Genomic DNA, 22782 nt, shown 5'->3' on the forward strand with positions numbered 1-22782 from the left:
AGAGTTCGGATAAAATCCGGACTCTTTTTTAGTGTTGTTCTACTGGCTCGTTTGGAATTGCAGCTGAAATTGCTAGTACTAACACAGCAAGAACAACTGAGAAAATAGACGCTTGGTTAAAGTCGTATGTACCGCCAGTCATAGAGCCGATTACATAGCTCATCATATGTACAAGTAAGAACGACCAAATTAATGCCCAAATGAAACGCATATTTTACACCTCTATTCGTTCAATCTGTCCTTATTGTAACACAATTGAAAAAAGAATATAGAAAAATATTTGTAGATTTTTCAACGCAAATTTGCATTCCGTTCATACATTATAAAAGAGTACTTTTATATGTTTAGAAAATAAGGCGGGGGAAAAATGAGTATTACGGAACGTTTTTTTTACTTAGAAAAAGAACCATGTGTCATTTATTTACCGGAGAAGCCAAATGGATTTTCTGTTATGCTCCTCGGTGATTATAACTACTTTATTGAGAATGGTACAAGTTTATGGACACAACATGCGGGTAAATCTTATTTTTTACATGGTCTTATTGAACAAGGCTACACGGTCTTTTCCTCTAATTTATACGGAAGACATTGGGGAAACGATCAATCTGTTCGTCTGGCAAAACGTTTATATGATGTTGTTTTGAGAAAAGAGACGTTAAATGCGAAAATGCACATTATGGCAGATGGTATGGGAGCGCTTGTAGCACTTGAAATGATGAACAAATATCCTGAATGTATTCGTTCTGTTGTTATGCTAAATCCGTGTTTAGATTTACCGGAATATGTAAGTTTTGAGAAAGAGCATAAATTTTTTTACAAGAGACTCGTGAAGGAATTAAGTTTGGCGTATGATGCCAAAGAAGAAGAATTAGAATCAAAAATAAATAAGAAATCATTTACGCTTCTTCCATCTTGTGTACCTGTTAAAATTTTCGTATCAACACAAGAAAAAAGAGGAAGAAAACAGCAGTTGCGTAGATATGAGAAAATGAGGCAACTAAATCAATGTGATACTTCTGTCTTGTTCCATCTGCAAGATGTGAAATATAAAATGGTTAGGCAAACGACTGATTTCTTTAAAAAATATGAAGAAGAATTATGAAGCTCCCATATACATAAATGAGGAGCTATTTGTTTCAGAGGGAAAGGGTTGGTGGTATGGAACGCGTGCTGATAATAGGTGCACTTACGTTTGTAGGTTATCACCTTGTAAATAAAATGATTGCAGAAGAAGTGGAAGTCTATGGTCTTGATTTTGATGAATTCGATAGTATGACCAAAATTAATGAAGAGAAGTTATTATTAATTGGGCGAAATGCGTTATTTACGTATTATTCGATAAGAGATGAAGATGGATGGAGATCGGTTGAGGAAGAGAGATTCGATACTGTTTATTTTTGCTTATATGAGCCAAATCAGCAAAGTGGATTTCGGAATGAAAGAGTCATATTACAATATTTAAAGCGAATTATAAGAATGTGTGAAGAACAAAAAGTGAAGTTAAATTTAATTTCTTCTATTGAAGTAGGCAGTACAGATGAATCCGAAAATAAGCGCCTATTTTTGAAAGTAGAAGAAGGATTGAAAAAAGGGAATTTACAATATAGTGTATTTCGAGTTCCAACATTATATGGACCGTGGCAACCGTCCTTTATGATGTTTCATCAGCTTATTTTATCAGAATTAGTTGAAAAAGAGTGCCGTTGTACGATTGAGGAAAAGGGGAATGATTTACTTTACGTTGAAGATGTATGTGAATACTTATGGGAACATGGAACGAACGGGGCGCATCTTGGTATATACAATTTACTTAGTGGTAAACAGTCATTATGGGAAAAAGGTATGAATCTTTTACGCGCGGATGATAAAGTAAATAAAAATAATAGCGAAGTAAGAGATGAGGCTATCGAAGTAATTTCGATAAAAAGAAATACTCCGTTAGAATACGGTTTAAATAAGCAACTGGCACACATGAAAAAATATAAAGAGTTATACGAAGGGTAGTACGCGTGTTACACTATTGTATGTGAAAGTTTTAATGGAGAGGAAGAGTATAATATGAACGAAAAAAGCATGCAGTTTTTACAAATCGCAATGAAGCATTTACCGGAAGCAAAGGCAATTTTAGATGATAATGGAATTGCACTTGATATGGAGAAGGCACAGCCGGTGTTAGAGTTGTTAATGAAAGTTATGAACGAAGCTTACGAGCTTGGGAAAGCAGATAAAGAATAAAAAGCATCTTTTTAAGATGGAAGAGAGGCCCGAACCGTGGATAGAAGCGGTCAGGGCCTTTTTTATTCTCGCCTGGGGGAAAACCAGAGATATGAAGAGGATAAAGGAAAGGTAGTGAGGAGAACTCTCTAGTTTAGAAGAAAAGCAGATAAAGAATAAAAAACATCTTTTTAGATGGAAGAGAGGCTCGAACCGTGAACAGAAGGGTTTGAGTCTTTTTATATTTGAGAGGTATGTTTCTGTTTCTTTTAATGAAAAATAAAGTGGATAATGCGTTAGCTTTCTGTTTTATGCGAAATATATTCTAGACAAAAATACATTTATGTTTTAAAATTAGTACCAAGTCATAATAATTGATATAAAACGGAGGGCTGCGATGTGAACGTGGGCATTTTAGGGATCGGAAGATATGTGCCAGAAAAAGTAGTCACAAATCACGATTTAGAAAAAATAATGGATACATCCGATGAATGGATTCGTACGAGAACGGGAATTGCAGAAAGACGCATTGCCGATGATACAATAGATACTTCATATATGGCCGTAGAGGCTGCAAAAAAAGCACTTGAAGATGCAGGGGTTAGCGGAGAAGATATCGATCTTATTTTAGTGGCGACAGTAACACCAGATCGTGCGTTTCCAGCAGTAGCTTGTGTCATTCAAGAAACGATTGGAGCGAAACATGCAGCTGCAATGGATGTAGGTGCAGCATGCGCTGGTTTTATGTACGGAATGATTACAGCGCAGCAATTTATTCAAACGGGGACTTATAAAAACGTATTAGTAGTTGGTAGTGATAAGCTATCTAAAATTGTAGACTGGAATGATCGAAATACAGCGGTATTATTTGGAGACGGAGCCGGTGCTATCGTAATGGGAGCAGTTTCAGAAGGAAGAGGCGTTCTATCTTTCGAATTAGGAGCAGACGGAAGCGGCGGTAAGCATCTATATCAAGACGAGTATGTTATGATGAATGGCAGAGAAGTCTTTAAATTTGCCGTTCGTCAACTTGGTGAATCTTGTCTTCGCGTGCTGGATAAGGCTGGTCTTACAAAAGAGGATGTGGATTTCTTAGTACCGCATCAAGCGAATATTCGTATTATGGAATCTGCAAGAGAGAGATTAAATTTACCACAAGAAAAAATGAGTATGACAATTGAAAAGTTTGGTAATACATCAGCTTCTTCAATTCCAATTGCAATGGTAGAGGAATTGCAAAATGGACGTATTCAAGATGGTGATTTAATTATACTTGTTGGTTTTGGTGGCGGATTAACATGGGGAGCAGTCGCTCTTCGTTGGGGTAAATAAGGACTGAGAGAAAAAAAGGAGTGTATTTTGTATGGAAAAAAAGAGGGTCGTAATTACAGGACTAGGAGCTGTTACACCGGTCGGAACAGATGTTGAAACAGCATGGGAAAACATTAAAAAGGGTGTATCTGGAATCGGACGACTTACAAGAATTGATCCGGAACTATTTCCAGCAAAAGTAGCAGCAGAAATTAACGACTTTGAAGTCGAGAAATATATTGATAAAAAAGAAGCGCGCCGTATGGACCGCTTTACACAATATGCAGTAGCAGCAGCGAAAATGGCAGTTGCAGATGCAAAGCTTGAAATTACAGAAGAAAACGGACCTCGAATTGGTGTATGGATTGGATCAGGTATTGGCGGTATGGAAACATACGAAGAACAATTTAAGATTTTTACTGAGAAAGGCCCACGCCGCGTGAGCCCATTCTTCGTACCGATGATGATTCCGGATATGGCAGCAGGTCAAGTATCAATCGCAACAGGAGCAAAAGGAATTAACACTTGTTCTGTAACGGCTTGTGCATCTGGTGCAAACTCAATTGGTGATGCATTTAAAGCAATTCAGCGTGGTGATGCTGATGCAATGATTACAGGCGGAGCAGAAGCACCGCTAACAAGTATGGCATTCGCAGGATTTAGCTCAGCGAAAGCATTAACATTTAATGAAGACCCAGCAACGGCTTGCCGTCCATTTGATAAAAACCGTAGCGGTTTTGTAATGGGTGAAGGCTCAGGTATTCTAATTCTTGAAGAATTAGAGCACGCATTAGCGCGTGGTGCTCACATTTACGCGGAAATTGCTGGTTATGGTGCAACTGGAGATGCGTTCCATATTACAATGCCTGCTCCTGGTGGTGAAGGCGGAGTGCGTGCAATGCGTCAAGCTTTAGCTGATGCAGGCCTACAGCCAGAAGATATTGATTACATTAATGCGCATGGTACAAGTACGGATGCGAATGAAAAATATGAAACGATGGCAATTAAAGAAACTTTCGGTGAGCACGCGTATAAAGTAGCGATTAGCTCAACGAAATCAATGACAGGTCACTTATTAGGAGCAGCTGGTGCTGTTGAAGCGATTTTCTCTATTAAATCAATTACAGACGGAGTAATTCCGCCAACAATTAACTATGAGACACCAGATCCAGAATGTGACTTAGATTACGTACCGAATCAAGCGAGACACCAAGAAGTAAATGCAGTATTAAGTAACTCATTAGGATTTGGTGGTCATAACGCAGTGTTAGTATTTAAATCGTATAAATAATAGATGAAATAAGGAGTTTTTTCGCAATATATTGCGAAAAAACTCCTTATTTATTTTTACGCCTTTTTCTCCTGTAGCATATACATAAGAAAAAGGAGGGATAAAGATGGGGATTGTTGAAACAGCTGAATGGCTACATTTATATTATGGGCGGCCAGAAAAACTTTGTGAGAAATTTACGAAGTATATTCCGTTGCCAAAAGAAAGGTTGTATCGCTTTTTAATTTCAAAAGGGATGTATCGCCCGATCATGCGCGGAGAAAAGGAAATTAAAGAATTAGAGGAAAAGGAAATTTGGAAAGAATTGAGCCTGGAGTATGATAAACTGAAAAACTGGTTAAAAGGTCCAGATGTCCCTGTCTTTATTTTATTATCAGATTCCTATAATCGAACTGTACAAGAAGAGTATAACGGTAGGGCTGGATTATCTATGCGTCATGTTATTTTCTTATTCGTATGTGGACGGAATTCGGTAGAAGAATTAAAAGTGTTATTAGCGCATGAATATCATCACATATGCAGGTTACATCAAATTGAGACGAAAGAAACAGAATATACATTACTTGATACGATGATTATGGAAGGGCTAGCTGAACAAGCAGTAACAGAAAGGTATACAGAAAAAAACAATGCACCGTGGACGGCGTATCTTTCAAAGGAAGAGGCTATTTATTATTGGAAAAATATTGTACATGAAAGAATAAGTATAAAACGAGGAACAAGGGAACATGACATCTTATTAAATGGCTTTCACTCTTATCCGAAGATGCTTGGCTATGCGCTTGGATTTCATATTGTCAAAGATTGTGTAACTTTGGAAGGAGAAGATACACTTTCTTTATTATCTATAGATGCAAAAGAAATATTGAATAAAGCAAGTACATTTCATATATAAAAAAACAGGAGTTCTATTTCCTGTTTTTTTAGTATTAATAGAAGAAAAAATAATAATTAGAATATATTTCCTCAAGTGGAATAAAGTTAAGCGAAAATGAACATAATGATTGGTACAAACAGTAGTGAAGTGAGGGGTAGTGAATGTTATATCTACATGATGTATGGGTAAATTGGTTTGAAGGTGAAGAAAATGGGTATAACGTTTGTCATTTTTACGAATGGCGGAAAGATGATACGATTGAGTTATTAGATCAAGTGCCATTATTAAAAGTAGATGCCACATTATATCATTACATCGAGAACGAATTGTTAGAGCTTCCGCAAAAAATGCTGGAAGACGTACATCATAAGGCTTATATTCGTAAAAATCATGAACGTTTGCAGCAAGAGTATTGCTTTGTTGTTACAGATGGAAAAGGAATTATTGCGATTGACACAATTGGTTACAATGTACCAATTCGCAAAAGCAGACTTATACCACGCCAAGAGCAGATGGTATATGAGATGGTAGAAAACGTACAAGCAGAAAAGTATGAGTTCCAAGTAGAAGAAACAGAAAAAGAACATCACATTTTATCACCATCGCCTTTCATTATGAATGGCTTGACTCGTAAAGAAAGACAGCTAAAACAATTATTATTTATGGCGTTAGATCAATTACATACAACGAAAAATACAGCAGAAATTCGCTATTGGTTCACAGAGTGGGATCCATCAGCATATGGAATGGTTCAACATATGGAATTTGAAGATATTTGGGTTAAGCTGTATGATGAAGCGAAAACAGGCTGGTCTGATAAGCATGAACAATTATGCGAGCGTCTCGTAAAAGGACAGCCATTTTTTGAAAAGTTATGGGAAATGGAAAATGAGCAAAAGGTAAATTAAAAAACCGCCAATTGGCGGTTTTTTAATTTTGTAGTAATCCAGCTCCAGTGGCAAGAATGTTCGGTGGCTTCGCGCCTTCCTGCGAGGCAAAAAGCGCCTCTACGTCAGGAGCTCCATCCCCCTCACATTCTGAACGAGCCGCTTCCACCTTATATGTTACCTACGTTTTCTGCTTAGTCCCATTGCGTTTTCTACTTTGCGTAGTTGTTTGAATGCAACGCGGTTTGCTTTTTCTGCACCTTTGTCTAGAATTTCGTCTAGTTCTGGTGAGTTGATTAGTTCGTTATATTTGTCTTGGATTGGACGAATTGCTTCTACGACTACTTGCGCTAGGTCGCCTTTGAAGTCGCCGTATCCTTTTCCTTCGTACATTGCTTCAATTTCTTCAACTGTTTTTCCAGAGAATGAAGAGTAGATTGTTAATAAGTTAGAGATACCAGGTTTGTTTTCTTTATCAAATTTCACAATACCTTCAGAGTCAGTAACAGCACTCTTAATTTTCTTTTCAATTGTTTTTGGTTCATCAAGCATACTGATCATTGATTTTGGATTCGGATCAGATTTACTCATTTTCTTCGTAGGTTCTGTTAATGACATAACGCGAGCGCCTACTTTTGGAATACGAATTTCAGGAATTGTGAACACTTCACGGAAGCGTTTGTTGAAACGCTCTGCTAGGTCGCGTGTTAATTCCATATGTTGCTTTTGGTCATCACCAACTGGTACGATTTCAGTGTTGTAAAGTAAAATATCAGCAGCCATTAATGGTGGATACGTAAGTAATCCAGCTGGAACTGAATCTCTACCCGAAGCTTTATCTTTATATTGCGTCATACGTTCTAATTCTCCAACGTAAGCAACAGATTGCATGATCCATCCTAATTGAGCGTGTGCTGGTACTTCTGATTGTACAAATAAAGTAGCTTTTTCAGGATCGATGCCGCATGCTACATAAAGTGCAGCAAGACTGCGGATGTTTTTACGAAGTCCGACGGGATCTTGAGGTACTGTAATCGCATGTTGGTTTACAATACAGAAATAACAGTCGTGTTCATTTTGAAGCTCTGTAAACTGCTTCATTGCGCCTAAATAGTTTCCAAGTGTAATCGTTCCACTTGGCTGAATACCAGAAAAGATAACTGACATAAGTAATTCCTCCTAAAATTGAATGCGTGATGGGGGGGAGAGAAGGCAAACAAAAAAGCCCATTCATCCCAAAAACTATAGGGACGAATGGACCGCGGTACCACCCTAATTATTTCACTACTGTGAAATCTCTCTAATCCATAATAACGTTAGGATATAACGCCAAAGCCTACTACTTTCGGTTCGGTTTGGTGCTCAAAAGCCCATTCCATACTGTACAATTACTTGTTCACACCAACCACAAGCTCTCTGAAATTGCCTCAATATGTACTCTTCTTTATCATCGCATACATATAAATTTATTTATTGTTACTTGAGCTCTTTTAATATGAAAGAACTAAAGTTTTATAACAAAATGTTTTGCTGATTATTATATCATATGGGATAGTGTTTGCAAACTACATCAAAATAGTAAAGCTAATAAGGGTCGAGAACAACCCAAGGAAGATACCTGTAATACAAATTGGATATGTCCATTTGAATGAATATGTTTTATAAATACGTTCTTTCTTATCTGTAGGTTCCTCGACTTCTTCAATTAAAGAGTCAATCTTTTTGTTCGTACCAAATACTCTTTGGAATGCGTAAATGGTTACATTGAAAAAACCATTTTGAAATATGTATAAAAAACCGCCGATAAGAATAAAAAACAGTGCAATATAAAACAAAATGTTGACAAAGTTCAACAAAAATTGAGATGAAATGAGGAATGCACCAATACTAGAAGCAATCATCGCTATAAAAATTAGTATACAAGTATGAAAAAAAACTTTATTCAAAATATTCCCCTCCGTCAAAATATTACTAGAATTATTATACTATAAAAGCTATAATAAGTACTAGGATTAATTTTTTGAAAATTATACGCAATTAAAGGTCTGATTTTAAGATGATGGTAGCAATGTTAATGTATCCCTTTACGAAAAATTAAAAATATAAATATTTTATTAAAAATTTTAACAAAAAAACAAAAAACTATATTCACAATTGTTATATTATATGTATAATGAAAATTGTAGAAACTTGGAGATTATTCTTTCAATTCTACTTTTTAACAAGTGAGGGTACAGGAAGTGCAATTAGGGGAGGCAACACAACATGAAGAAAAAGATACCGTTATTACTTGCATCAACTTTAACTGCAAGTATGTTGCTTAGCGCGTGTAGCTACCAAAAAGATGACGCAAAAGCAAAAGGGAAAGAGAACGCTACGAGTAGTAGTAACGGAAAACAGATTCTTAATTTAACAGAGTTATCTGAAATTCCGTCAATGGATGCATCATTAGCATCTGATTCTTCATCTTCTACAGCATTAAATAATACGATGGAAGGTTTATATCGTATTGGCAAAGATCAAAAGAGAATGCCTGGAGTTGCAGAAGATGTCGAAAAGCTAGATGATGGGAAGAAATACATATTTAAATTAAGAAAAGATGCGAAATGGTCGAATGGGGAACCTGTAACAGCTAAAGACTTTGTGTATTCATGGAAAAGAGCAGTAAATCCAGATACAAAAGCAACGTATTCATACATTATGTTCGATATTAAAAATGCAGAGAAAATTCATAAAAAAGAATTACCTGCTGACCAATTAGGTGTAAAAGCGATTGATAATTATACATTAGAAGTAGAATTAGACAATCCCGTTCCTTACTTTATCGATTTAACAGTTTATCCAGTATTTTACCCACTAAATGAAAACTTTGTAAAAGCACAAGGTGATAAATTTGGTTTAGAGGCAAATACAACATTATATAACGGTCCATTCGTTATGAGTGATTGGAAACATGAACAAAGTTTCCAATTCAAGAAGAATCCTTCATATTGGGATAATAAAACGGTTAAAATCGAAGAAATCAACTTTAATATTGTAAAAAATACAGCAACTGATGTAAATTTATATGAGACAAACGCGATTGATCGAGCGGCTTTAACGTCTGAATTTGTTGATAAGTTTAGAAAAAGCCCAGAGTTCCAAACAAGAAAAGAGGCAGGGGTTGCTTACTTAAGATTTAATCAAAGTAATCAGTACTTAAGTAATAAAAACTTAAGAAAAGCAATTTCAATGTCCTTTGACCGTGATAACATTGCAAAAGTTATTTTAAATAACGGCGCAATTGGAGCTTACGGATTTGTTGGAAAAGATTTCGCTGAAGGTCCAAATAAAAAAGATTTCCGAGCTGAAAATGGAAAGCTAGTTGAAACAAATCCAAAAGAAGCAAAAAAGCTTTGGGAAACAGCGAAGAAAGAGCTTGGAACTGATAAAATCGAACTAGAATTCTTAAACTTTGATAATGAAGATGCTAAAAAAGTTGGGGAATTCTTAAAAGGTGAGATGGAAAAGAACTTACCAGGTTTATCAATTAAAATTAAACAGCAACCATTCGCACAAAAAAATAAATTAGAAGATTCTCAGCAATATGATATTGCGTTTGGTATTTGGGGACCAGATTTCCCAGATCCAATCTCATATTTAGATATGTTTGTTACGAATGGTTCTCAAAATAAAACAGGGTATTCTAATCAGAAATATGATGAGTTAATCCTAAAAGCTAAAACAGATACAAAAGATTTACAAGCTCGCTGGGACAACCTTCTAGAAGTAGAGAAGATGTTAATTAAAGAGGATGCAGTTATCACTCCAATCTTCCAAAAAGGTTCAGCGTATGTAGTAAAAGGTGCCGTAAAAGATATTATCCCAATTAACTATGGTGGTAAATTAACTTACAAATGGGCATCTGTTGAACAAAAATAATCTTTTTTTTCCATCGTTTACAAGGGTATATGCCTATGATGGGCATATGCTCTTATTTTAAAAAAATAAAAGTAAGAATATTTTAAACTATCTTATTGCTTTTGAGAAAAACGGGGAGGTGCTTGACTATGGGACGTTATGTATTAAAACGTTTCGTGTACATGGCTTTGACATTATTTTTAATTACTACAATGACTTTCTTTTTGATGAAATTACTTCCGGGTTCTCCGCTTAAAAACCAGGAGAAGCTATCACCGGCACAAAAAGAAATCATTCTTGAAAAATACGGATTGAATGATCCGGTACCAGTTCAATATGCACGTTACTTAGGTAACTTAGCAAAAGGTGATTTAGGGGTATCATTCCAATATGATAACCGCCCAGTAACAGACATGATTGTGGATCGTATTGGACCATCAGCCCAATTAGGTTTACAAGCGATTATATTAGGAACATTTATCGGTTTAATTTTAGGTATTGTTGCCGCACTTCGTAATAATACGTGGGTAGATTATAGTGCAACAGTTATTTCGGTACTCGGAATGTCGGTACCATCATTCGTATTCGCCGCATTACTGCAATATTTCGTAGGGGTAAAACTAGGCTGGTTCCCAGTAGCATTCTGGAAAGGACCAGAGTTTACTGTAATGCCTACAATTGCATTATCGATGGGAGTTATCGCGACAATCGCACGTTTCTCTCGTGCAGAATTAATTGAAGTTATGCAAGCCGATTACATTTTAACAGCGAAAGCGAAAGGAATTAGCCAAGGCGTTATCATTGTCAAACATGCACTTCGTAACGCGTTAATTCCAGTTGTAACAATTTTAGGACCAATGGTTGCGGCATTAATTACAGGAACACTTGTTATCGAGCAAATTTATGCTGTACCAGGACTTGGGGAACAATTCGTTAAATCGATTACTTTAAATGACTATACAGTTATTATGGGAACTACGATTTTCTATAGTGCGATCTTCATTTTAGTTATTTTCATTGTCGATATTTTATACGGAATTATTGATCCTCGTATTCGTTTAGCGGGAGGGAAAAAATGATGAAAGATGTACAAAAATTATCTCCAGATTTATTTCAACAAGCCAATCAAAATAATGTTGATAATGAAGTCATTGCCCGTCCAAGCTTAACGTTTTGGCAAGATGTAAGAAGACGTTTATTCCAACATAAAGGTGCGATGCTTGGCCTTGTATTGTTAGTTATCATTGCGCTATTAGCGATTTTTGGACCGATGGTAAGTAAACACTCGTATAAAGAGCAAGATTTAGGTCGTGCGAAATTACCACCAAAAATTCCAGTTATTGAAAATGTTCATTGGTTACCATTTGACGGTACAGATCAATATGGTGTTGACCAATATGAAAAACGTGATATTAAAGAGTACTTCTGGTTTGGTACAGATGACCTTGGCCGTGACTTATGGACAAGAACATGGGAAGGTACACGCGTATCATTATATATCGCTCTTTTAGCGGCAGCAATTGACTTAGTAATTGGGGTTGCATACGGAGGTATTTCAGCATTCTACGGCGGTAGAGTAGATAACATTATGCAACGTATTATGGAGATTATTAACGGTATTCCATACTTAATCATCGTTATTTTAATGGTAATCATTATGGGATCTGGTATTTGGTCAATTACACTTGCGATGGCGATTACAGGTTGGATAGGGATGTCGCGTATTGTTCGTGGACAAATCTTAAAGTTAAAAAACCAAGAATATGTATTAGCATCTCGTACATTAGGTGCAACAAATACACAATTAATTGTGAAACATTTAATTCCAAACGTAATGGGACCTATTATCGTAATGACAATGTTTACAATTCCATCAGCGGTGTTTGGTGAAGCGTTCTTAAGTTTCATCGGTTTAGGAATTCAGCCACCATTTGCGTCACTAGGTTCTCTTGTAAATGATGGTTATAAATCTATTCAAACGTATCCGCATATGATGTTCATCCCTGCGGTTGTCATCAGTATATTAATTTTAGCGTTTAACTTAATGGCAGACGGATTACGCGACGCGTTAGATCCAAAAATGCGTAAGTAAAAGAGGGGAGAGGCAAAGATGAAAACATTGTTAGAGGTAAAAGATTTACAAGTCTCCTTTGATACACATGCAGGTGAAGTACAAGCTGTACGCGGCGTTACTTTTGATTTGAAAAAAGGAGAAACATTGGCGATTGTAGGAGAATCTGGTTCAGGGAAATCAGTTACTTCTAAAGCGTTAATGGGATTAATTCCGAATCCTCCTGGACGCATTAAAAATGGTGAAATCGTATTTGAAGGTCGTGACTTAACAAAATTAACAGAAAAAGAAATGCAGCAAGTACGCGGTAAAGATATTGCGATGATTTTCCAAGATCCAATGACATCATTAAACCCAACGATGACAATTGGAAATCAAATTATGGAAGGTCTAATTAAACACCAAGGGATGAGTAAAGCAGATGCACGTAAAGTTGCTTTAGAGTTAATTGACCTTGTAGGTATTCCAAATCCAGAAGCTCGTTTAAAACAATATCCTCACCAATTCTCAGGTGGTATGAGACAGCGTGTAGTTATTGCGATGGCGTTAGCTTGTAACCCGAAATTATTAATTGCCGATGAGCCGACAACAGCGCTAGACGTTACGATTCAGGCGCAAATTTTAGAACTTATGAAAGACATTCAGCAAAAAACAGAAGCAGCAATCATTTTCATTACGCATGACTTAGGTGTAGTAGCAAACGTTGCGGACCGAGTGGCAGTTATGTACGCTGGTAAAGTTGTTGAAATTGGAACTGTAGATGAAATTTTCTACAATCCGAAACATCCATATACTTGGGGTTTAATCGCATCTATGCCAAGTTTAGATGGTTCAGAAGAAGAGTTATATGCAATCCCTGGAACGCCTCCAGATTTATTGAAGCCGCCAAAGGGAGATGCTTTTGCACCACGTAACCCACAGGCACTGAAAATTGATTTTGAAATGGACCCACCTTTATTTAAAGTAAGTGATACGCACTATGCGGCAACTTGGTTACTTCACGAGCAAGCTCCAGAAGTAAAACCGCCGGCAGTCGTTGAAAAACGCATTCTTCAAATGAAAGCAGGTGAACAACATGACTAAACAACGTGAGAAATTAATTGAAGTAAAAAATGTAAAGCAGCACTTCGACGTGAGTGGTGGTGTTGTCAAAGCGGTTAATGATATTTCATTTGATATTTACCGCGGAGAAACATTTGGTCTTGTAGGAGAATCAGGTTGTGGTAAATCGACAACTGGAAGAACGATTATTCGTTTATATGATGCAACTGCTGGTGAAGTGTTATTCGATGGTGAAAATGTACATGGTAAAAAATCACGCGCAGAGCTGAAGAAATTCAACCGTAAAATGCAAATGATTTTCCAAGATCCATATGCATCATTAAACCCTCGTATGACAGTAGGGGATATTATTGCAGAAGGTATCGATATTCACGGACTAGCGAAAAGTAAAAAAGAGCGCATGGACCGTGTTCATGAACTATTAAACACAGTTGGTTTAAATAAAGAGCACGCAAACCGTTTCCCACACGAATTCTCAGGTGGACAACGTCAGCGTATCGGTATCGCTCGAGCGCTTGCTGTAGACCCAGAATTTATCATTGCCGATGAGCCGATCTCAGCACTTGACGTATCGATTCAGGCGCAAGTTGTAAACTTACTGAAAAAGTTACAAAAAGAAAAAGGTTTAACATACTTATTCATCGCCCATGATTTATCAATGGTAAAATACATTAGTGACCGTATTGGTGTAATGTACCGTGGCCAAATCGTTGAGTTAACAACAAGTGATGAATTATATGCGAATCCAATTCATCCATATACGAAATCACTATTATCAGCGATTCCACTTCCAGATCCAGATTATGAGCGCAATCGTAAACGTATCGTATATGATCCATCACAGCATAATTATGGTAGTGAAGCACCAACAATGCGTGAAATTCGCCCAGGACATTTCGTACTATGTTCGGAAGCGGAGTACAAGAAATATAAAGAGATTTATCAATAAGAAAAAGAGCCATTCTTCTGTTATGGAAGGATGGCTCTTTTTCTACTATATAAAAGAATTGTATACATTTGTCGGTCAGTCGATATATTTAAAGAATCGCCGGTATAAATCTCATGTATCATTAGTGATATCCATATGCAAAATTACTGAACTTGAACAGAAACATTCTCCTCTTGTTCTTCAGGTTTAACAAGCGCATAACGCTCCCATGCTCTACTTTTCCAGCGGAAGAACATAATAATGGCACGTGTCCATTCGTCGATGGCGATTGCTAGCCAAATACCAACGAGCCCCATATCTAAATGAAAGGCGAAAAAGTAACCTAGTGGTAAACTCATTAACACCATAGAGAATGCACCGATTAAAACAGGATATTTTGCATCACCAGCTGCACGAAGCGAATTAATGATGACGATGTTCATCGTACGTCCCGTTTCAAGTAGTACACTTAGTAAAAGAACACTTGCGCCTAACCCGATAATGTGCGGATTATCTGTAAACAGTCCCATTAATTGTGTACGGAATGTAATAACGAGAGCGACCATACATAAAGTTACACCAATTGCCCATTTTACACTTTTCCACAAGCGTTCGTATGCTTCATCTTTTTCGCCACCACCAACGAGGCGGCCAATAATAATGGCTGTTCCCATACCAATTGCAATTGCAAATAAATAAGTGAACATGGAAATGTTAGTAGCGTATTGTCTAGCAGCTAATGATTCCGTTCCTAAGTACGTTGCGTAATAAAGGAAGACGATTTGACAAGCTTGATACATCACTTGTTCAAATGCAGATGGAATGCCAATTTTTAAAATTTTCCCAATGTATTCTTTGGATAAAGTGAAGTAATATTGTAATTTCACACGATATTCCATAACGCGGTATAGTAACCAGAAGAAAACAATAAGTGCGATCAATCGACTGATAGCGGAAGAAATTGCAGCCCCTTGTACACCGAGCTCAGGGAAACCAAATTTCCCGAAAATGAGTACGTAGTTTCCAGCGATATGAATCATATTCATTCCGAGTGAAATAAACATCGCTTGCTTTGTAAAACCGTGTACACGGATAATTGCGGCTAATGAGTTAATAATAGCTTGTAGGAAGATGGCTCCTCCGACGATAGATAAGTAGTTTTGCGCATACGTTAGTACATCGCCTTGTAAGTTCATTGCGAGCATCATATGTTTCGAAAATAAAAGAAAACCAGCGCTTATAACGAGCCCAACTATTAAATTTAATGTGACGGCTAATGCTGATATTTTAGATGCTTCCATAAAGCGTTTGGCACCGAGGTATTGAGATACAACGATAGCAGCGCCGTTCCCGATGACTTCTAATACCAAAATCGCAATATGAAGATATTGATTCGCTGCACCAACCCCAGATACAGCATCGTCTGATAATGCACTTAACATGAAAGTATCAGCGATCCCCATTAACATAAAAAGAAAAACTTCTAGAAAAATAGGCCATGTTAATAAGAATAAACTTAATTTCTCAGTAGGCCCGTTTTTTGCCTGAATTGCTGCCATGTCCGTCCCCTCTTTACCGATATCTATTTTTAGCAAAATGTATCGTAACATACTTTCTTAACCTTTGCACTCATTTTAGCCTACATATTTTTATTATGAAGAGAGTGCTATTTTATGATAAAAACAAAAGGATAATTATACATAAAATATTATGAGATATAAAATTCATTTTTCTCTGATAATTTAGAAAAGTATAAAAAATATTATTTTTAACACTTTAGTATGAATAATCAGCAATATGAAACGTTTACAAAGGTATATTTTTTAACGAAAAATTTTAATGAAATAGAAATATAAATATACAAAAAATACATTTGTGTGTATAATATGAATTATTAGAACATATATATATTTCTTTTTGTTTGAAAATGAAAGGGTTAACATTTTTTTGGAGGGTGGAAGTATGAAAAAAAAGATACCAGTTTTTGTAGCATCAACAGTAGCGATGAGCATGATGTTAGGGGCATGTAGCTATCAAAAAGATGAATCGCAAGCAAACGCTAAAGGGGATAGCGGAAAAAGCGGCGCGAAGCAAGTTATTAACTTAATTGAAACACAAGAAATTCCAACGATGGATCCAGCGTTATCAGCTGATGCAGTTTCTTCAAGAGTAATGACTAATACGATGGAAGGCTTATACAGTTTAGGAAAAGATGATAAGCTAGTTCCTGGTGTAGCGAAGGAATTCAAAAAATCAGAAGATGGTAAAAAATATACATTTAAATTACGTGAAGACGCAAAATGGTCAAATGGTGAGCCTGTGACGGCAAAAGATTTCGTATATGCATGGCAAAGAGCGATTAACCCAGATACAGCTGCGAAATCAGCGTACATTATGTATGATATAAAAAATGCAGAGAAAATTAATAAAAAAGAGATGAGTCCGGATCAATTAGGGGTAAAGGCGATTGATGATTATACATTAGAAGTGGAATTAGATAATTCAATTCCATACCTTGTAGATTTAATGGTATATCCAATCTTCTATCCTGTGAATGAAAAGTTTGTGAAAGAGCAAGGTACGAAGTTTGGTTTGGAAGCGAATACAACGCTTTATAACGGGCCATTTACATTAAGTGATTGGCAACATGAACGTAGCTTTAAAATGACAAAGAGCGCGTCATATTGGGACAATAAAGAAGTGAAGATTGAAGAAGTAAACTTTAATATTGTAAAAGATACATCTACGCCAATTAACTTATATGAAACAAATGCAATTGATCGAGCGTCGTTATTAGCGGAGTTTATTGATAAATATAAAGGAAAACCAGATTTCCAAACAGTAGAAGATACATCTGTATTCTTCCTTCGTTTAAATCAAAAAGATCCAGCTTTAGCAAATAAAAATATTCGTAAAGCAATTTCACTTGCTTTTGACCGTAAGCCATTCGTGGATACATTATTAAATAACGGTTCTAAGCCAGCGACAGGATTAATTCCTGATAACTTCATTAAAGGACCAGATAAAAAAGATTTCCGTGCTGTAAACGGGGATATTGTAAAACCAAACGTGAAAGAAGCGAAGAAATATTGGGAAGCTGGTAAAAAAGAACTTGGTAAAAATGAAATCGAATTAGAATTATTAAATGAAGATGTAGAGTTATCAAAGAAAACTGGTGAATATTTAAAAGGTGAATTAGAAAAGAATTTACCAGGTTTAACAGTAAAAATTAAACAACAACCATTCGCACAAAAACTAAAATTAGAAGATGCGGGCGATTATGTCATGTCATTCTCTGGATGGAGTGCGGACTTCCCAGATCCAATTACATATCTTGATATGTTTGTAACAGATGGGTCACAAAATAAGATGAAGTACTCTAATCCAAAATACGATGAAATCATTATGAAGGCGAAAAAAGATGGAAGCGATGTAAATGCTCGTTGGAAGAACTTATTAGAAGCAGAAAAAATGTTACTTGATGATGCTGCGATCGTTCCAGTATATCAACGTGGTAGAGCATATTTACAAAGAGATTCAATTAAAAATATGTATAACCATAAATATGGCGGCGATTTAAGCTTTAAATGGGCGTCAGTAGAGAAATAAGAAAAAAAGCAGGTGATCACCTGCTTTTTTTAATACGTTCGTTTCTTATAAATGCCTTTTCCGCCAACTTGGTTCCAGCCAGATTGTACATCCAAACTTTTGTTAACAAACTTCATTTTTTCTTTTCCACCAAAGAGCTTTTCGCCGATGCTATTTGTAATGACACCAATCAATGCTGTTATTCCGATGATGAGGGCAGCAACCGTAATAAAATCAATAAAAAAAGCAATCATTTGAAAACTCCCCCTTTGCCTGTCTGTATGTTTATTGTATGAGATAAAAAATGAAAAAGAAAGAAATGTCAGAAAAATATTTAATTTACTTTAGAAATCATGTAGACAGGAGGGAGGATATTTGTTAAAATAAGAACAAATGTTCCTTTTTATTCTCATTTGTATAGTCTTACATTTCTTAATTGATTTATCAAGAAAAAGTAAGAAAACGTTCTCTTTTTCATAGGGAAGATTATAGATAAATAACTATATATTATATGAAAAATCTATGGGAAGTGAGTAGTAAAAGGGTTGAAAGTTATTGTTAAAGTACAGCTGAAATGAGCGTAATCATGTTACATAGCAGTGAAATACACGGGAGAGTTTTCTCAACTAGCAGGAAATTTACTGTATATTTCTTGCAAAATCTATTGTATAATGATTATAGAAGTTACTTATTAAAAGTAATTGTTGTTTATTATAAGTTGTTGCTTACATGAAATGTGATTTTTGTACTTTTCAATAAGACAAGTTATCACGAAAAATTGCTGAAGTTAGAAATTAAAACTGTATTTAGTACAGAATTTGTACTCTTTAAGGAGAGTGAGCTTTGTATGGTAACATTATATAGTTCTCCAAGCTGTACGTCTTGTAGAAAGGCGAAATTATGGCTAGAGGAAAATCATATTCCCTATACAGAACGTAATATTTTCTCAGATCCATTAACGATTGAGGAAATTAAAGAGATTTTACGTATGACAGAAAGCGGAACGGATGAGATTATTTCTACTCGTTCGAAAGTTTTCCAAGAATTGAATGTAAACTTAGAGTCTTTACCACTTCAAGATTTATATAAGATGATTCGTGACTATCCAGGGATTTTACGTCGTCCAATTATGATTGACGAGAAACGCCTTCAAGTTGGTTACAACGAAGACGAAATTCGTCGTTTCTTACCACGTACAGTAAGAACGTTCCAATTACGTGAAGCACAACGTCTTGTAAATTAATTATAATAATATGAAAACCTTCTACCTATTATATAGTAGAAGGTTTTTTTTAATGTTTCACATTGCGTAATCGAACTTGTTGTACAATAAAGCCGATGCATAAAATAGTGAAAATGAACAAATAAGGAATGCTTGCAGTGAAACTTGGATTGTTATGAAAAAAGGTTGCAAGTCTGTCTTCATGTGTAACCATTTTTCCTGCAGTATAGGCAAGAATTGCTGCACCGCAATAAATGAGGAATGGAAATCGCTCCATAAGTATTAAAATAAGTTTGCTGCCCCAAATAATAATCGGGATAGAAATGAGTAAGCCGATTATGACGAGTAAAAATCTCCCGTGAGCTGCACCTGCAATGGCAATAACATTATCAAACCCCATAACGAGATCCGCGAAAACAATTGTCCGCACAGCTTGAAATAAAGTTGTTTTTCCTTGAATAGAAGAAAGATCGTTGCTATTATCGGTTAATAAATTGACTGCAATTAATGTAAGTAAAACCCCGCCAATCAATTGTAGAAATGGAATGTCGAGTAAATAGACAGCTAGTATAGTAAGGACAATTCTTAGTACAATCGCTAAAAGAGTACCGATCAAAATAGCCTTATTTCGTTTCGATTCAGGTAAATTTCGGCTAGCTAGTGCGATGACGATTGCATTGTCACCACCTAATACAACATCGATACCGACAATCATTAGTACGGATGTTAAAAACTCTAAGTCCATTCGTCTGCCTCCATTTATGATGTTTTAATAAGCGAACTATATGTATGTGATGAAGAAAGTTGTTGTTAAATAATCTCTTCTAATAGAAGTTTCACTTTATTACAGTGTACGGGGGAATGTGGAAATGTATGTCCAAATTTTTTGTAAGTAAGAAATCGCTATAATAATATATTTATGTAGTTTATCGAGTAAAGATAGGCATATAACTATTTTTGTAAAATAAATCGATTTTATTTCCATTCTGGAGAATCTTATCATAAAATGAGAGTACAAGAATCTATTGATTTGTCATATGAGTGGGGAATCCCTTCATAACAATTCTAAGCAGGAAGGGAGAGTTGTATTTTGGATATTGAAAGAATTAATGATCATACGATGAAATTTTTTATTACGTACATTGATATAGAGGATAGAGGATTTAATCGTGAAGAGATTTGGTATGATCGCGAACGAAGTGAAGAGCTCTTTTGGGAGATGATGGACGAAGCTCGTGATCATGACGATTTCTTTATTGATGGGCCGTTATGGATTCAAGTGCAAGCAGTCGATAAAGGGATTGAAGTACTTGTCACGAAAGCAGAGCTTTCAAAGGACGGGCAAAAGCTGGAACTACCGATAGGGGTAGACAAAATTATAGATATTCCTCTAGATGAAGGCATCGAATCATTATTCCAGCAAGAATTAGTCGAAGAGGTAGAAGAACAAACAGGAACAAACTTTAATGAAGATGGTACGTTTGGCTTTTTAATTAAGTTTAATGATTTTGAAGATGTCATTTCATTAAGTCATCGTCTTATCTTTGAAGATATAAAAGATGAGCTGTATTCATTTGAGAACCGCTATTATGTATATGTGGAATTCGATGAAGTGCTACATGATGAAGAAGAAATCGATCGTATTTTAAGTATTATTTTAGAATATGGAGAAGAATCAACTTTAACAATTCATCGTGTAAGTGAGTATGGAAAACAAATTGTGAAAGAGCATGCGCTTGAAACGATTCGCAATAATTTTCCTGCTAAAACGTAGGCCGATTTCTGTAGTATGAAATCGGCTTTTTATATGAAGAATAGGAAAGCTTTCTTAGTTAGGAGGTAAGAGATGAAAAATACGTTAAAGCTGATTTTCTTTATACTGCTATTGTTCGCATTATTTGTTTCGTTACGTATGTTTATTGATGTAGCATTTTATTCAGATGTGATTGGGATAAAAGATGTTTCGGTTTTAGGTATTATTAGTATTTTATTTACAGTATCTGCGTTTTTAATTGGTTGCGTTATTTTCTTAGAGAACCGTCATCCGTCAAAAACACTTACATGGCTCATTGTGTTAGGTATTTTTCCGGTATTTGGATTCTTCGCTTATTTATTATTCGGACAGAACTTTCGGAGGAAGAGAATGTTCCAAAAGAAGGCGTTGCTCGATGAACAAGCGTTTTTACAATATAAGGGGCATGAAGATTACGAAGAACGGATTTTACGCAATCATAAGCATCAAGAGCTGTTATTTCGTTTAGCGGATCGCTTAGGCGCTTTAAATATTTCATTTCAAACTGAAACGAGAACATTAACAAATGGAGATGAAACGTTTCAGGCCATTTTAGATGGATTAAAACGAGCGAAACATCACATTCATATGGAATATTACATTGTGCGTGATGATAAGCTTGGAATGGAAATTAAAGATATTTTAATACAAAAATCAAAAGAGGGCGTAGTCGTTCGTTTTTTGTATGATGCGGTTGGAAGTTTTAAATTATCAAAATCGTATATTGAAGAATTAAACGATGCAGGAGTCGAAATGATTCCGTTCTTCCCTGTACGCTTTCCGATTTTAAACGATAAAATTAATTATCGAAATCATCGAAAAATCGTTATTATTGATGGAAATGAAGGCTTTGTAGGTGGATTAAATATTGGTGATGAATATTTAGGGAAGGATAAGTACTTCGGCTTTTGGCGAGACACACATTTATATTTGCGTGGTGAAGCTGTACAAAGTTTGCAGCTTATTTTCCTTCAAGATTGGTTTTATATGACTGGTGAGGCTGTGCTAGCCCCTGAATATTTACAAGCGAAAGCAGTTGAGGGGGAGCATTGGGGAGGCGTGCAGCTTGTTGCAGGTGGGCCTGATAATAAATGGGAAACGATTAAGCATTTATATTTTGCCATGATTGCTTCTGCTCGGAAATCCATTTGGATTGCAACGCCGTATTTTATTCCGGATGATGATATTTTATCCGCATTAAAGGTTGCTGCACTTGCTGGTATTGATGTTCGTTTATTAATGCCGAGTAAACCGGATAAGCGTACTGTCTTTTACGCATCGAGATCTTACTTCCCAGAGCTTTTAGATGCAGGTGTAAAGATATATGAATATGAAAAAGGTTTTCTTCATAGTAAAGTTGTCATCGTCGATTCTGATTTAGCTTCAATTGGGACAGCTAATATGGATATGAGAAGTTTTCATTTGAATTTTGAAGTAAATGCCTTTTTATATGATACAGATAGCATTCGAAAACTTGTTCAAGACTTTAAAGATGATTTAGAAGAATCAAGTGAAATTCATGTTGATCATTTTCATAAAAGACGTCTTCATAGACGAATTGTTGAATCAACATACCGCTTATTATCACCTTTATTATAAAAAGAGATGTCCGAAATTGGGACATCTCTTTTTTAAAAGG

23 protein-coding genes and 1 other annotated feature are annotated in these 22782 nt (G+C 35.8%); of the genes, 16 read left to right on the forward strand and 7 right to left on the reverse strand.

Going from position 1 to position 22782, the window contains the following annotated elements; genetic code table 11:
* Positions 1 to 28: 28 nt before the first annotated feature.
* Positions 29 to 211, reverse strand: coding sequence for a YjzD family protein (locus tag QO049_RS15270; protein WP_001211116.1), 183 nt, complete (start codon positions 209 to 211; stop codon positions 29 to 31).
* Between the two features lie 156 nt (positions 212 to 367).
* On the opposite strand from QO049_RS15270, the gene QO049_RS15275 reads away from it, so the two are divergent.
* From QO049_RS15275 to QO049_RS15305, 7 genes are all read left to right on the forward strand, one after another.
* Positions 368 to 1102: a lipase family protein gene (locus QO049_RS15275; protein ID WP_000028691.1), complete on the forward strand. Its 735-nt coding sequence runs from the start codon at positions 368 to 370 to the stop codon at positions 1100 to 1102.
* A gap of 29 nt (positions 1103 to 1131) precedes the next feature.
* Positions 1132 to 2004, forward strand: a complete 873-nt coding sequence (locus tag QO049_RS15280) for an NAD-dependent epimerase/dehydratase family protein (RefSeq protein WP_001986101.1) — start codon at positions 1132 to 1134, stop codon at positions 2002 to 2004.
* Positions 2005 to 2058: 54 nt separating this feature from the next.
* On the forward strand, positions 2059 to 2235 hold the full coding sequence (locus QO049_RS15285; RefSeq protein WP_001986215.1) for a ComZ family protein: 177 nt from the start codon (positions 2059 to 2061) through the stop codon (positions 2233 to 2235).
* Between the two features lie 378 nt (positions 2236 to 2613).
* Positions 2614 to 3546, forward strand: coding sequence for a beta-ketoacyl-ACP synthase III (gene fabH / locus QO049_RS15290; RefSeq protein WP_070757210.1), 933 nt, complete (start codon positions 2614 to 2616; stop codon positions 3544 to 3546).
* Positions 3547 to 3577: 31 nt separating this feature from the next.
* Positions 3578 to 4816, forward strand: a complete 1239-nt coding sequence (gene fabF, locus QO049_RS15295; protein WP_000412656.1) for a beta-ketoacyl-ACP synthase II — start codon at positions 3578 to 3580, stop codon at positions 4814 to 4816.
* A 106-nt stretch (positions 4817 to 4922) separates the two neighbouring features.
* Positions 4923 to 5711 carry a DUF2268 domain-containing putative Zn-dependent protease gene (locus QO049_RS15300; RefSeq protein ID WP_000513275.1) on the forward strand — a complete coding sequence of 263 codons (789 nt, stop codon included), beginning with the start codon at positions 4923 to 4925 and terminating at the stop codon, positions 5709 to 5711.
* A gap of 143 nt (positions 5712 to 5854) precedes the next feature.
* Positions 5855 to 6601: a YjbA family protein gene (locus QO049_RS15305; RefSeq protein ID WP_000966128.1), complete on the forward strand. Its 747-nt coding sequence runs from the start codon at positions 5855 to 5857 to the stop codon at positions 6599 to 6601.
* A gap of 22 nt (positions 6602 to 6623) precedes the next feature.
* Here the strand turns inward: QO049_RS15305 and QO049_RS15310 are convergent, their stop codons facing one another.
* From QO049_RS15310 to QO049_RS15320, 3 genes are all read right to left on the reverse strand, one after another.
* The gene (locus QO049_RS15310; RefSeq protein WP_098360443.1) at positions 6624 to 6749 is read right to left on the reverse strand and encodes a hypothetical protein; all 126 of its coding nucleotides are present in this window, start codon (positions 6747 to 6749) and stop codon (positions 6624 to 6626) included.
* 8 nt (positions 6750 to 6757) lie between these two features.
* On the reverse strand, positions 6758 to 7747 hold the full coding sequence (gene trpS / locus QO049_RS15315; RefSeq protein ID WP_000110985.1) for a tryptophan--tRNA ligase: 990 nt from the start codon (positions 7745 to 7747) through the stop codon (positions 6758 to 6760).
* Between the two features lie 76 nt (positions 7748 to 7823).
* Positions 7824 to 8040: a binding site (T-box leader), on the reverse strand.
* Between the two features lie 105 nt (positions 8041 to 8145).
* A complete protein-coding gene (locus tag QO049_RS15320) occupies positions 8146 to 8526 on the reverse strand; it encodes a DUF3899 domain-containing protein (protein WP_001044997.1) in 381 nt (126 codons plus the stop codon).
* 319 nt (positions 8527 to 8845) lie between these two features.
* Here QO049_RS15320 and QO049_RS15325 point away from each other — a divergent pair, with 319 nt between their 5' ends.
* The 5 genes from QO049_RS15325 to QO049_RS15345 all read left to right on the forward strand — a co-directional run bounded on the left by QO049_RS15325 (position 8846) and on the right by QO049_RS15345 (position 14562).
* The gene (locus QO049_RS15325) at positions 8846 to 10501 is read left to right on the forward strand and encodes a peptide ABC transporter substrate-binding protein (RefSeq protein ID WP_284489318.1); all 1656 of its coding nucleotides are present in this window, start codon (positions 8846 to 8848) and stop codon (positions 10499 to 10501) included.
* A gap of 128 nt (positions 10502 to 10629) precedes the next feature.
* A complete protein-coding gene (gene opp3b / locus QO049_RS15330) occupies positions 10630 to 11559 on the forward strand; it encodes an oligopeptide ABC transporter permease (RefSeq protein ID WP_000534172.1) in 930 nt (309 codons plus the stop codon).
* On the forward strand, positions 11556 to 12572 hold the full coding sequence (gene opp3C / locus QO049_RS15335; RefSeq protein ID WP_000974106.1) for an oligopeptide ABC transporter permease: 1017 nt from the start codon (positions 11556 to 11558) through the stop codon (positions 12570 to 12572). Before opp3b ends, opp3C begins: the two co-directional genes overlap by 4 nt.
* A gap of 18 nt (positions 12573 to 12590) precedes the next feature.
* On the forward strand, positions 12591 to 13634 hold the full coding sequence (locus QO049_RS15340) for an ABC transporter ATP-binding protein (RefSeq protein WP_000854346.1): 1044 nt from the start codon (positions 12591 to 12593) through the stop codon (positions 13632 to 13634).
* Positions 13627 to 14562 carry an ABC transporter ATP-binding protein gene (locus QO049_RS15345; RefSeq protein WP_000166348.1) on the forward strand — a complete coding sequence of 312 codons (936 nt, stop codon included), beginning with the start codon at positions 13627 to 13629 and terminating at the stop codon, positions 14560 to 14562. The genes QO049_RS15340 and QO049_RS15345 overlap by 8 nt, the downstream gene beginning before the upstream one ends.
* 143 nt (positions 14563 to 14705) lie before the next feature.
* Here QO049_RS15345 and QO049_RS15350 read toward each other — a convergent pair whose 3' ends face one another.
* The gene (locus QO049_RS15350) at positions 14706 to 16151 is read right to left on the reverse strand and encodes an MATE family efflux transporter (RefSeq protein WP_246962324.1); all 1446 of its coding nucleotides are present in this window, start codon (positions 16149 to 16151) and stop codon (positions 14706 to 14708) included.
* Between the two features lie 352 nt (positions 16152 to 16503).
* Here QO049_RS15350 and QO049_RS15355 point away from each other — a divergent pair, with 352 nt between their 5' ends.
* Positions 16504 to 18150 carry a peptide ABC transporter substrate-binding protein gene (locus QO049_RS15355; protein ID WP_000727250.1) on the forward strand — a complete coding sequence of 549 codons (1647 nt, stop codon included), beginning with the start codon at positions 16504 to 16506 and terminating at the stop codon, positions 18148 to 18150.
* Between the two features lie 29 nt (positions 18151 to 18179).
* On the opposite strand, the gene QO049_RS15360 is transcribed toward QO049_RS15355, so the two are convergent.
* The gene (locus QO049_RS15360) at positions 18180 to 18383 is read right to left on the reverse strand and encodes a hypothetical protein (RefSeq protein WP_000559971.1); all 204 of its coding nucleotides are present in this window, start codon (positions 18381 to 18383) and stop codon (positions 18180 to 18182) included.
* Positions 18384 to 18976: 593 nt separating this feature from the next.
* Here QO049_RS15360 and spx point away from each other — a divergent pair.
* Complete coding sequence (gene spx, locus QO049_RS15365) at positions 18977 to 19372, forward strand: transcriptional regulator Spx (RefSeq protein WP_000258267.1); 396 nt, start codon at positions 18977 to 18979, stop codon at positions 19370 to 19372.
* A gap of 49 nt (positions 19373 to 19421) precedes the next feature.
* Here spx and QO049_RS15370 read toward each other — a convergent pair whose 3' ends face one another.
* Positions 19422 to 20096, reverse strand: coding sequence for a TerC family protein (locus tag QO049_RS15370; protein ID WP_000362615.1), 675 nt, complete (start codon positions 20094 to 20096; stop codon positions 19422 to 19424).
* Between the two features lie 345 nt (positions 20097 to 20441).
* On the opposite strand from QO049_RS15370, the gene mecA reads away from it, so the two are divergent.
* Complete coding sequence (gene mecA / locus QO049_RS15375) at positions 20442 to 21125, forward strand: adaptor protein MecA (protein ID WP_000350716.1); 684 nt, start codon at positions 20442 to 20444, stop codon at positions 21123 to 21125.
* Positions 21126 to 21197: 72 nt separating this feature from the next.
* Positions 21198 to 22742, forward strand: a complete 1545-nt coding sequence (locus QO049_RS15380; protein ID WP_246962326.1) for a cardiolipin synthase — start codon at positions 21198 to 21200, stop codon at positions 22740 to 22742.
* The last annotated feature ends 40 nt before the right edge of the window (positions 22743 to 22782 follow it).

This window comes from Bacillus sp. RB3 (assembly GCF_030164735.1).
GTDB classification, from domain to species: domain Bacteria; phylum Bacillota; class Bacilli; order Bacillales; family Bacillaceae_G; genus Bacillus_A; species Bacillus_A cereus.

What these genes read in the sequence shown, in the direction of transcription:
- QO049_RS15285 (WP_001986215.1), top strand. Translation starts at nt 2,059, where the DNA reads ATGAACGAAAAAAGCATGCAGTTTTTACAAATCGCAATGAAGCATTTA.
- QO049_RS15325 (WP_284489318.1), top strand. Translation starts at nt 8,846, where the DNA reads ATGAAGAAAAAGATACCGTTATTACTTGCATCAACTTTAACTGCAAGT.
- QO049_RS15300 (WP_000513275.1), top strand. Translation starts at nt 4,923, where the DNA reads ATGGGGATTGTTGAAACAGCTGAATGGCTACATTTATATTATGGGCGG.
- QO049_RS15380 (WP_246962326.1), top strand. Translation starts at nt 21,198, where the DNA reads ATGAAAAATACGTTAAAGCTGATTTTCTTTATACTGCTATTGTTCGCA.
- trpS (WP_000110985.1), bottom strand. Translation starts at nt 7,747, where the DNA reads ATGTCAGTTATCTTTTCTGGTATTCAGCCAAGTGGAACGATTACACTT.
- QO049_RS15275 (WP_000028691.1), top strand. Translation starts at nt 368, where the DNA reads ATGAGTATTACGGAACGTTTTTTTTACTTAGAAAAAGAACCATGTGTC.
- spx (WP_000258267.1), top strand. Translation starts at nt 18,977, where the DNA reads ATGGTAACATTATATAGTTCTCCAAGCTGTACGTCTTGTAGAAAGGCG.
- opp3C (WP_000974106.1), top strand. Translation starts at nt 11,556, where the DNA reads ATGATGAAAGATGTACAAAAATTATCTCCAGATTTATTTCAACAAGCC.
- QO049_RS15340 (WP_000854346.1), top strand. Translation starts at nt 12,591, where the DNA reads ATGAAAACATTGTTAGAGGTAAAAGATTTACAAGTCTCCTTTGATACA.
- fabF (WP_000412656.1), top strand. Translation starts at nt 3,578, where the DNA reads ATGGAAAAAAAGAGGGTCGTAATTACAGGACTAGGAGCTGTTACACCG.
- QO049_RS15360 (WP_000559971.1), bottom strand. Translation starts at nt 18,383, where the DNA reads ATGATTGCTTTTTTTATTGATTTTATTACGGTTGCTGCCCTCATCATC.
- opp3b (WP_000534172.1), top strand. Translation starts at nt 10,630, where the DNA reads ATGGGACGTTATGTATTAAAACGTTTCGTGTACATGGCTTTGACATTA.
- QO049_RS15345 (WP_000166348.1), top strand. Translation starts at nt 13,627, where the DNA reads ATGACTAAACAACGTGAGAAATTAATTGAAGTAAAAAATGTAAAGCAG.
- QO049_RS15270 (WP_001211116.1), bottom strand. Translation starts at nt 211, where the DNA reads ATGCGTTTCATTTGGGCATTAATTTGGTCGTTCTTACTTGTACATATG.
- QO049_RS15350 (WP_246962324.1), bottom strand. Translation starts at nt 16,151, where the DNA reads ATGTTACGATACATTTTGCTAAAAATAGATATCGGTAAAGAGGGGACG.
- QO049_RS15305 (WP_000966128.1), top strand. Translation starts at nt 5,855, where the DNA reads ATGTTATATCTACATGATGTATGGGTAAATTGGTTTGAAGGTGAAGAA.
- QO049_RS15355 (WP_000727250.1), top strand. Translation starts at nt 16,504, where the DNA reads ATGAAAAAAAAGATACCAGTTTTTGTAGCATCAACAGTAGCGATGAGC.
- QO049_RS15370 (WP_000362615.1), bottom strand. Translation starts at nt 20,096, where the DNA reads ATGGACTTAGAGTTTTTAACATCCGTACTAATGATTGTCGGTATCGAT.